The following is a 6,336-nucleotide window of genomic DNA, read 5'->3' on the forward strand; positions in this document are numbered from 1 at the left end:
CCGTTTCAAGCCGCGCAGCGTTCCTGAACTGGGACGCTTGCATAGTCGAACGTCGGGCGCGCGTAGAAAAAGCCCTGCGCGAGTACCTTCGGCCATTGCGCGAGCCATTGCGCAAGCGCCTGCGTTTCGACGCCCTCCGCGACCACTGTCACATCGAGACTTTCGAGCATCGACAGCACGCCGAACGCTACCGCCGACGCGCGCGGGCATTCCGGCACGCCTTTGAGCACTTCGCGCGCGACCTTCACGGTATCGACGTCGATCGTACTCAGCAGCGCAAGCGACGAATAGCCGGTGCCGAAGTCGTCGATGGCGAGGCGCATGCCGGCTTCACGCAGAGGTCTCGTCAAAGGCCGCGCGGCCAGCAGACGGGCCGCGTCTTCCGTCTCGACGAGTTCGAGTTCGAGCAGATCAGGCTCGATGCCGTGTAGCTGCGCGATCTGCACGACGGTCGCCGCAAAGGCCTCGTCGGCCACGACGCTGGGCGGCACGTTCACAGCGACGGGACATACCGGTTGTCCCAAACGCCGCGCGTTCGCAAGCGCCCTGCATGCGCCGTCGATCACGTAACAGGTCAGTTGCAGCGCGATCAGCGGATGATCGAGTGCGACGAGAAACGCGTCGGGCAATAGCATCCCGTAGTCCGGATGCATCCAGCGAATCAATGCTTCGACGCGCACGAGCCTGCCCGTTTTCACATCGTAAATGCCCTGAAACGCGAGCGGAAATTCACTCGCCAGCAGGCCTTCGCTCACGCGGCGTTCGAGGTCGTTGAGCTCGCGTAGCGCTCGCGCCTGCGCATCGCGGGGCATGTTCGTGATCACGCGGGAGATCGTTTCATTGCCTGAATTTGCGGCGGTAGAGTGGCGAGCATCCATCGTAGGGGGAAGGCCTTGTTATCGATGCGTGGATTGGAATGGCTTTCCGCTGCCGATGCACGTTTCGTACCACAGGACCACGAAAGTCAGGCGATCTGCTTAAGAACCGCATCGCGCTTCATTCTTCGGGCGATGATTCGCGATCAACGCGCGAATCGAAAATGCAGCAACGTTTCGTGTGCGAAACATCGGCACTGCGCCGCATTACCTCAGAGGTAATCGATTCGCCGTGCCGATGCCGATAGGCTGGTGTCATTGATCAATGGCCTGGAGATCGCCATGTCAACGTTTGCGGTAGCGCACTTGCATGAAGTCAAGATGGGCGTCGAGATTGTCGAGTACCTGAAGCGTATCGACGCGACGCTTGCGCCTTATTGCGGCCATTTCGTGTTGCACGGCGGCCGCTATGAACGGCTCGAAGGAGACTGGCGCGGCGACCTGATCGCCATTGAGTTTCCGAATCGCGATCTCGCGCGTGCATGGTATCGATCCGATGCGTATCAGGCGATCTTGCCGTTGCGCACCGGTAATTCGATCGGCGATGTGATTCTGATCGATGCGGTGCCGGCTTCGCATATCGCGACCGACGTGTTGTGCGGATGAAGCATGGGTGGCGTTTCGTCGGCCCGGAAGCGCCACCCGCGTCCTCTCATCGCGCTTAGCTGCCGAAGTAGACGCTGCAATAGCTGACGGGGCCGACACACGAATCCATGCCCGCGCCTGTGCCCGCCATGGGCATGCGCGAGCCCGCCGAATGCGTGCCCGACATGCCAGCGCCCACACCTTCGGCATCCTGAGCAGCCTTTTGATGCGCGACCTGTTGCTGATAGATCGGCGCGACATCGGGATAGGAAGCGTCAGTCACGAACTGTGAACCGTTCTGCTCGGCCTGAATCAGTTCCTGACGGACTTCTGCGCGCGTCTTTTCCTGAGCGAATGCGATGGAGGCGAAACCCGTCGAAACAAGTGCGGCGATCGAAACGGTCAACAGTGCAAGCTTTTTCATTTCCAGCTCCTTCAGATGAGATGACGACATTGCGTCACGGTGTGTGCTGCGCTTTCACTGTGATGAACAAACGGACCGTCGAATCTATTCCCGTTTCCTGATTCCTCTCCGCGATAAAAAATTTACACGTCCAGTGGAATAAACGTTCCGTGTTCCTGTTGACCGTTCATGCGATGTCATAGACAGGAAAAGGAGCATCTGCGATGAACCCCAAATCTTCAGCGGGAGCGCCTCGTTGCATTCCGTGCAGGTTCGGTGCAATAGGCGTGGCCGTCCTGGCGCTCGCCGGTGGTTTCGCCTACACGGCGGGCTGGCTGACACCTGCGCGCCTCACCACTTACCGCATCATCGATCAGTTCCAGGCCAACGCGGGCCTTCATCCAGGCTATCGCCGCAATCACGCGAAAGGCCTTTGCGTCGAAGGTTATTTCGACAGCAACGGCAACGCGGCCTCGATTTCACGTGCACAAGTATTCGCGTCGGGACGCACGCCTGTCATCGGCCGCTTTGCCATTCCGGGCAGCAACCCGTCGGCGCCGGATGCAAGCGTGCCAATCCGCAGCATGGCGCTGCTGTTCATGCAGCGCGACGGCCAGCAATGGCGCACAGGAATGAACTCGACGCCTCTGTTCGCCGTGCATACGCCGGAGCAGTTCTATCAGCAGCTTCTAGCAGCAAAGCCCGATCCGAAAACGGGCAAACCCGATCCCGCGAAGATGAAGGCGTTCTATGCGGCGCATCCGGAAACACGGCCGTTTCAGGAATGGGTGAAGACACACCCCGCGTCGTCTGGTCTCGCGAATGCCGCGTACTACAGCATCAACGCGTTCCGCTTCATCGACGCAAGCGGACATGAGCACGGGGTGCGCTGGTCGGTCGAACCGGAAACGCCGTACTCTCCGGTGGATCCGCAAGAAAAGAGCGATCCCGACTTTCTTTCGAAGCAGTTCGACGAGCAGCTCAAGCACGGCAACGTGCGCTGGCATCTGATTGTGACGGTCGCCAATGCGGGTGATCCAACGAACGATGCGACACTGCAATGGCCCGCCGACCGGCAACGTATCGATGCCGGTACCGTCGTACTGGAACGCAGCGCGCCTCAAGCAGATGGCGTATGCCGCGACGTGAACTTCGATCCGACCGTGTTGCCGGACGGCATCAAGCCATCGGACGATCCACTGCTTGCTGCGCGCTCGGCCGCCTATGCCGTGTCATACCAGCGACGCACGCGTGAAGAAGCGTTGCATGCCGCGCCCGCTACTCCGAAACTCGAACGGAACTCGTCATGACGCATTCGACTCGCCATTTCTCTCCGCTTGCGCGCCTGCTGCACTGGACGATGGCCTTGCTGATACTTGCGATGCTGTTCATCGGCATCGGCATGGTCGCCACTGTTTCGCACGCGCATGACACGCTGATTGCATTGCACCGGCCACTTGGCGTTGCTTTGCTCGTGCTCGCGCTGATTCGCCTCGGCGTACGTATGAAAAACGGCAGTCCCGCGCTGCCTTCGGACATGCCCGCATGGCAGCGATTCACGGCCAAGGCTTCTCATTTCGTTCTCTACGCGCTGTTCATCGCGATGCCGTTGATCGGTTGGGCGATGCTCTCTGCGGGCGGATATCCCATCACACTGTTCGATGGATATCACTTGCCCGCAATCGTGCCGCAAAACGTCGATCTTTTCGCGCTATTGCGTGCGCTGCATACGTGGTTCGCGTTCGCGTTGTTCGCGACAGTGCTCGTGCATATCGCCGCGGCTCTGTTTCATGGACTGATCCGTCGCGACGGCGTATTCTCCAGCATGGCTCGCGGAGAACGCTAGACATCATGTTCGCGACGTCGGCAGCATCACGCGACACAACCAAGACCCCGCGAGGAGACACTGCGTGTTCGAACAATGCGAGTGGTTCAATGAGCCGTCGGCGTGGTCGCTCGATGGCGACACGCTTCGAGTGACGACCGATCTGAAGACCGACTTCTGGCGCAAGACGCATTACGGTTTTACGCGTGATTCGGGCCACTGCTTCGGCGTGCGCACGCAAGGCGACTTCACCGCGCAGGTGCGTATACGCGGGCAATTTCATGCGCTATACGATCAGGCCGGCCTGATGGTGCGCGTCGACGAATCGACGTGGATGAAAGCAGGCGTCGAATTCACCGACGATGTGCTGATGATGAGCAGCGTGTTGACGGTTGAGCAGTCGGACTGGGCAATCGGCTTGCCGATTGCTGGCGTCGACGGCTTCTGGATGCGGGTGACCGTCGCTCGAGGCGTATTGCGCGTGCAGTACTCGATCGATGGGAAAACGTGGCCACTATTGCGGCTCGCGCCTTTTCCGGCAGCGGCCAGTTATTTCGTCGGACCTGTGTGCTGCACGCCGGAGCGCGGCGGACTCAATGTCGAATTGTCGAGCTTCGCTGTGAGTGCGCCGCTGCAAAAAGATCTGCACGATCTGAGTTGAGAAGATCGTCGCGCGGCACACGTTGCTGTGCGCCGCGCAGTACCGTAGTCATACCGTGGCTGCAAACCCCGCTTTGAGCGCCTGATAAATGCTGCGATAGCGCGCGAGCCTTTCTGCCAGCAGCGGGGCGAGCGTGCGATCAGGTTCGCACGATTCGAGCGTCGGCGGAGCGAGGCATACGTCCTTGATGGCTTCGCCCGTCACGGCAAGCCGCGCGAGACGCGCTGCGCCCAACGCAGCGCCGACGTCGCTGCCTTCATGCCGATGCATCGTGATTCCCGTCGCCGACGCGCACAGATTCGCCCAGAACGGACTGCGCGAGCCTCCGCCGATAAACGATGCACTCTTCAGTGTCGTACCGGCACTTTGCAGCGCGGCGTAGCCGTCTGCCATCGCGAATGCCACGCCCTCCATCACGCTATACGCAAGATCGCCTGTCGTGTGGGCGCCCGTCAGCCCCCAGAACACGCCGCGCGCATTCGCATCGTTGTGCGGCGTGCGCTCGCCGCTCAGATAGGGCAGGAAGATGGGCGCCGTAGCAGGATTCGCTGCACTCGCCAGTTCCGGCAAGCTGCCGACATCACGGCCCACGACCTTCGACAGCCATCCGAGACTCGATGCCGCAGACAGAATCACGCTCATCTGATGCCAGCGATCGGGCAGACAATGACAGAACGCGTGCACGCCTTGCTCGGAATTCGGCGCAAAGCGCTCGGTTCCTGCGAACAGCACACCCGATGTGCCGAGAGAAAGAAATGCACTGCCCGCTTCGGCAACGCCCATGCCGATCGCGCTCGCCGCGTTATCGCCCGCTCCGCCGCATAGCACGACGGGCCCCGTAATGCCCCAATCGCGCCGCAACGCGTCACTCAACTGTGCAGCGGGCGCGCTGCCTTCGACGAGGCGAGGCATGTGCGCGCGCGTCAAACCCGTCGCCGCGAGCATGCGATCGGACCAGTCGCGCTTTGCGACATCGAGCCAGAGCGTCCCCGAAGCATCTGACATGTCAGACATGAAATCGCCGGACAGCCGCCACGCAATATAGTCTTTCGGTAGCAGCACCTTGGACGCGGCACGAAACACATCCGGCTCGTGCCTGGCCAGCCAAAGCAGCTTTGGTGCCGTAAATCCTGGCATGGCAAGATTGCCAGTAATGTCGCGGGATTCCGGAACGAGTGCTTCGAGCTCTGCGCACTCGGCAAATGCACGTGTGTCGTTCCAGAGTATCGCGGGTCTGAGTACCTCGCCGCTCTGATCAAGCAGCGTCGCACCGTGCATCTGTCCCGAGAGCCCGATTCCGCGCAGCGCTGCAAATGCAGTTGGATTCGCGCCGCGTACGGCCGCCACGGCGTCGAGCGTCGCCTGCCACCATCCTTGCGGGTTCTGCTCGGACCAATGCGGATGAGGCTGCGAAACTTCTAGACGGACGCCGCTGGCGGCGAGCGTCGTCGACGCGTCATCGGTCAGAATTGCTTTTACCTCGGATGTCCCGAGGTCGATTCCAAGGAAAGTCACAGCACGTCTCCACTATTTGGCATGAAGTGACCGGCTGTTCAAGGGCCGGCGTCTGTTCGACTCGATGAAACGTGACGTTACCATGGTACTTGGTGAGCATGACTTCGCAGTGCGCTGCTGCGCCGACTTATGTGTGACCTGCTCCCGGTATTGGTCCGGACCGCCGTTAGAGTCCGAGGTTAGAAACTGCTGCGAGGGAATGCAGCCTGCGGCCGAGGCGGCGGGGTATTGATGATTGAAGAAGGCGTCGCGAGGAGAATGGGATATAGGGCGCCACAAACGCCGCGGCCCCGCCTTTTGAGGGGCGGGGCCGGGACTGGGGTGAGGAGCCTGACGATTACCTACTTTCACACGGGCAATCCGCACTATCATCGGCGTGGAGTCGTTTCACGGTCCTGTTCGGGATGGGAAGGGGTGGGACCGACTCGCTATGGTCATCAGGCATGACGGGTTGCTGCGTCGCGCTTTGCAC

At 60.8% G+C, this 6,336-nt stretch carries 7 protein-coding genes and 1 rRNA gene; 4 read left to right on the plus strand and 4 right to left on the minus strand.

Annotated elements, in window-relative coordinates; translation table 11 throughout:
* Positions 1 to 5: 5 nt before the first annotated feature.
* Positions 6 to 824, minus strand: coding sequence for an EAL domain-containing protein (locus tag BMW76_RS32625; RefSeq protein ID WP_245763471.1), 819 nt, complete (start codon positions 822 to 824; stop codon positions 6 to 8).
* Between the two features lie 333 nt (positions 825 to 1,157).
* On the opposite strand from BMW76_RS32625, the gene BMW76_RS32630 reads away from it, so the two are divergent.
* Positions 1,158 to 1,481: a DUF1330 domain-containing protein gene (locus tag BMW76_RS32630; RefSeq protein ID WP_090872755.1), complete on the plus strand. Its 324-nt coding sequence runs from the start codon at positions 1,158 to 1,160 to the stop codon at positions 1,479 to 1,481.
* A 55-nt stretch (positions 1,482 to 1,536) separates the two neighbouring features.
* On the opposite strand, the gene BMW76_RS32635 is transcribed toward BMW76_RS32630, so the two are convergent.
* Complete coding sequence (locus tag BMW76_RS32635; protein WP_090872757.1) at positions 1,537 to 1,884, minus strand: DUF4148 domain-containing protein; 348 nt, start codon at positions 1,882 to 1,884, stop codon at positions 1,537 to 1,539.
* 203 nt (positions 1,885 to 2,087) lie between these two features.
* Between BMW76_RS32635 and BMW76_RS32640 the strand changes: the two genes are divergently transcribed.
* From BMW76_RS32640 to BMW76_RS32650, 3 genes are all read left to right on the plus strand, one after another.
* Positions 2,088 to 3,173, plus strand: a complete 1,086-nt coding sequence (locus tag BMW76_RS32640; protein WP_090872759.1) for a catalase family peroxidase — start codon at positions 2,088 to 2,090, stop codon at positions 3,171 to 3,173.
* Positions 3,170 to 3,709 (plus strand): cytochrome b, encoded by a 540-nt coding sequence (locus BMW76_RS32645; RefSeq protein ID WP_090872761.1) that lies wholly within the window; start codon positions 3,170 to 3,172, stop codon positions 3,707 to 3,709. The genes BMW76_RS32640 and BMW76_RS32645 overlap by 4 nt, the downstream gene beginning before the upstream one ends.
* A gap of 64 nt (positions 3,710 to 3,773) precedes the next feature.
* A complete protein-coding gene (locus BMW76_RS32650; protein ID WP_090872763.1) occupies positions 3,774 to 4,349 on the plus strand; it encodes a DUF1349 domain-containing protein in 576 nt (191 codons plus the stop codon).
* 48 nt (positions 4,350 to 4,397) lie between these two features.
* On the opposite strand, the gene xylB is transcribed toward BMW76_RS32650, so the two are convergent.
* Positions 4,398 to 5,864: a xylulokinase gene (gene xylB / locus BMW76_RS32655; RefSeq protein ID WP_090872765.1), complete on the minus strand. Its 1,467-nt coding sequence runs from the start codon at positions 5,862 to 5,864 to the stop codon at positions 4,398 to 4,400.
* Positions 5,865 to 6,192: 328 nt separating this feature from the next.
* Positions 6,193 to 6,306: ribosomal RNA gene (gene rrf / locus BMW76_RS32660) — 5S ribosomal RNA — on the minus strand.
* Positions 6,307 to 6,336: the final 30 nt, after the last annotated feature.

It is taken from the genome of Paraburkholderia diazotrophica, assembly GCF_900108945.1.
In the GTDB taxonomy this organism is placed as follows: Bacteria; Pseudomonadota; Gammaproteobacteria; order Burkholderiales; family Burkholderiaceae; genus Paraburkholderia; species Paraburkholderia diazotrophica.

What these genes read in the sequence shown, in the direction of transcription:
- BMW76_RS32630 (WP_090872755.1), top strand. Translation starts at nt 1,158, where the DNA reads ATGTCAACGTTTGCGGTAGCGCACTTGCATGAAGTCAAGATGGGCGTC.
- BMW76_RS32635 (WP_090872757.1), bottom strand. Translation starts at nt 1,884, where the DNA reads ATGAAAAAGCTTGCACTGTTGACCGTTTCGATCGCCGCACTTGTTTCG.
- BMW76_RS32640 (WP_090872759.1), top strand. Translation starts at nt 2,088, where the DNA reads ATGAACCCCAAATCTTCAGCGGGAGCGCCTCGTTGCATTCCGTGCAGG.
- BMW76_RS32645 (WP_090872761.1), top strand. Translation starts at nt 3,170, where the DNA reads ATGACGCATTCGACTCGCCATTTCTCTCCGCTTGCGCGCCTGCTGCAC.